Below are 2,919 nucleotides of genomic sequence, written 5' to 3' on the forward strand. Positions count from 1 at the left end.
GGTTATGATTTATGTAAGCAGAATTTAATATTGGAAATAAAAAACCGATGAGAATAATCATCGGTTTTATATGTAAAACTATTTCTTGATTGTTTCGCGTTCGATAATCATATCCTGAACATAAGCATATTTAGACTGATCAGCTGCAGGATTTTTTAATTCATAACGTTTGATACGAACAACTTGGCGTTCATCTGGATTATGTTTAAATCCTTCGATTTGATCATAGAAATAAGTCCAGTCTTTATCTACTTGAGTCTTGATACCTTTATCATCATATTTAATTTCACGAACTAAAAGGCAAGTTTGCGGTGCTACGCCAGTACATGATTTTGTTTCTGGTGAAACTTCAAGGAAAATGGTTTCCCCTTGAGACTGGTATTTGGTTTCAGGAGTCATTTTACCTGTGAATACGACCTGTTTACCTTGAGCATCAGTTACTGTCAAAGTTGGTTGTTCAACATTTGCTGTATTTAGTACAAATGGGATTTCACGTTTCTGGAAAATAGATGCAGCATATTGTTCTTGCTTAGCCAAATCAGAAGGGCAACCAATCATTGTTGACATAAGATCAGATGTCACAATTTTATCATTTACAACTTGCCAGGATGTTCCTTGGGTATTACAACCTGTTGCTATGCTTAAACGTTTATCACCGAAATTTAAAACAATCGGTTTACTTGTTCCAGATGGTTGATAAGACCATTGATAAGAACTTAGCGTTCTATCTGCTGTATTGCTTTGTTGGTTTAAAATATTCACGGCAGTGTCAGTAAATTTTTGGATATCGCTTGATTGGCAAGCAGCAATACTTAAAGGTAAAAGAGCAAGGGCTAAGTATTTAAATTTCATTTTTTAAACTTCACATAAAACTTAAATAAAGATTAAAGGATTTAAACAAAAAAGCTATGAATACATTGCTATTTTTCAGTTTCAATATGTATCCATAACTTCTTAATTTTATTTAATTGTTATTTTAATAAAGATGGTTAATCAAAACGGTAGATATCCATTCCTAATGCTCCCATTGAAAAACTGCTATGCACAATACTAAAACGGTCACCTGTACCCATAGCAAAAAATAGAGGTGCTAGGTGTTCAATGGTTGGATGATTGCGATGGACAAAAGGAATGGATTGCCAATCTAATACAGCATCAAAATCACGATGAGCAAGTTTGCTAACGACATAATTTCTGAATGTAGATGCCCATTCAGGTACATTACTGTTACTACCATTCCAGGAAAGTTCACGTAAATTATGTGTAATGCTGCCAGAGCCTATCAGTAAAATCTGACGTTCACGAAGCGGAGCCAATATGTGTCCAACAGTATATATATCTTTTGCACTCATATTGGTCGGAAGTGAAATTTCTACTACCGGAATATCTGCGTTTGGGTACATGTGTAAGAGAGGCATCCATACACCATGATCACGAGGTCGTGTACTATTGGCATGGGCTGGAATATGGGCTTCTGCAAAAAAATGTAAAATTTCTTCTGCCAATTGCGGATTACCTGATGCAGGGTAACGGATCTCGTATAACTCTTCAGGGAAACCCCTAAAGTCATGCCAAGTTTCAGGTCGAATACTGGTGCTGACCTCTAAGGCATGACTTTCCCAGTGTGCTGACATGACTATGATAGACTCAGGTTTAGGTAAATTTAGACTGAGACGGTTTAAGGCAGGACCAACTTGTTCTGGATCGAGCGCAAGCATTGGCGAACCATGAGAAATAAATAATCCTGGGAGAGTTTGTAAGTTCATAACAAAACGCCTGATCCTATTTTAAAGCTCGAAAGAACAATATCTTTAAACAAGTTGTACTATTAAGAAAATATATTGCCAAAAAAAGATAGAAAGTTATAGCAATAAAACTCAACGAAATGTTCTAAATATAGAACAGGGATTTTATCCAGCACGATGGTATGGGTGATTATGGTTAATACTCATTGCCCGATAAAGCTGTTCAATCAGCATAACACGGACTAATGGATGTGGAAGAGTCAATTTTGATAAAGACCAATGCCATGCAGCGGCTTTTCTGACAGCTTCAGAATGTCCATCTGGTCCACCTATTGCTAAAACGATATCATGACCATCCAGCATCCATTCTTTCATTGTAGCAGCAAGTTTTTCAGTGCTAAATTCCCGCCCACCCACTTCAAGAGCTATAAGTATTTCATTGGACTTCATGGCATTTAAAATACTATCACCCTCAATATTTCTATATTTCAAAATATCAGCTTCAGAGTCATTTTTCCCACGCTTAGCCATAGGCAATTCAATAATTTGTGTTTGCACAAAAGGTTGAATTCTTTTGAAATAGTCTTCAAATCCAGTGAGAACCCAGCTTGGCATTTTTTGCCCAATCGTTAAAATTCGGATTTTCATATAACAAATCATATATCGTGGAATTCTTCTAATTATAACTTTATATTACGTGCAGTTTTGCTTGAGAAACGATATTTGCTTCTTATTTAATACTTGGAAAACTGGCATTTTAGAATGATACAAGTTTTGTTTTAACAACTCAGAAGAGGTTACCCAAAATTGATGGGTTGAGAAAGCGTTTCATAAGGTTTTTGTATCAATCTCTAATACTCGATTTAGTGGTGAATTTATTTATTGTGATGAGTAAAACAGACTAAGGTTCAATCGGTTACTTGTCTTAATAAGTTTGATGTATTATTGCAACATAAAAAAAGCCTACTTATTGGAAGTAGGCTTTCTTGAATCTGGCTCTCCAACCTGGGCTCGAACCAGGGACCTGCGGATTAACAGTCCGTCGCTCTACCGACTGAGCTATTGGAGAATCTGGAACGCATTTTATGTGGCAAATGTGAAATGGTCAAGATATTGAACATCAAAAAAAATCATTTGTTGTATAATTAATCAGAATAAAAACCAGTATTTAGCC

3 protein-coding genes and 1 tRNA gene are annotated in these 2,919 nt (G+C 35.8%); all 4 read right to left on the reverse strand.

Annotated elements, in window-relative coordinates:
- Positions 1 to 78: 78 nt before the first annotated feature.
- The 4 genes from KPC_RS18715 to KPC_RS18730 all read right to left on the reverse strand — a co-directional run bounded on the left by KPC_RS18715 (position 79) and on the right by KPC_RS18730 (position 2,814).
- Entirely contained in the window at positions 79 to 852 is a 774-nt protein-coding gene (locus KPC_RS18715) for a DUF4377 domain-containing protein (protein WP_121975837.1), read from the reverse strand.
- Positions 853 to 989: 137 nt separating this feature from the next.
- Entirely contained in the window at positions 990 to 1,766 is a 777-nt protein-coding gene (locus KPC_RS18720; protein ID WP_121975838.1) for a dioxygenase family protein, read from the reverse strand.
- A 144-nt stretch (positions 1,767 to 1,910) separates the two neighbouring features.
- Positions 1,911 to 2,393, reverse strand: a complete 483-nt coding sequence (rlmH, locus tag KPC_RS18725; protein WP_121975839.1) for a 23S rRNA (pseudouridine(1915)-N(3))-methyltransferase RlmH — start codon at positions 2,391 to 2,393, stop codon at positions 1,911 to 1,913.
- A 345-nt stretch (positions 2,394 to 2,738) separates the two neighbouring features.
- Positions 2,739 to 2,814, reverse strand: a tRNA-Asn gene (locus KPC_RS18730).
- Positions 2,815 to 2,919 lie beyond the last annotated feature (105 nt).

Source organism: Acinetobacter stercoris (assembly GCF_900323515.1).
Taxonomy (GTDB): domain Bacteria; phylum Pseudomonadota; class Gammaproteobacteria; order Pseudomonadales; family Moraxellaceae; genus Acinetobacter; species Acinetobacter stercoris.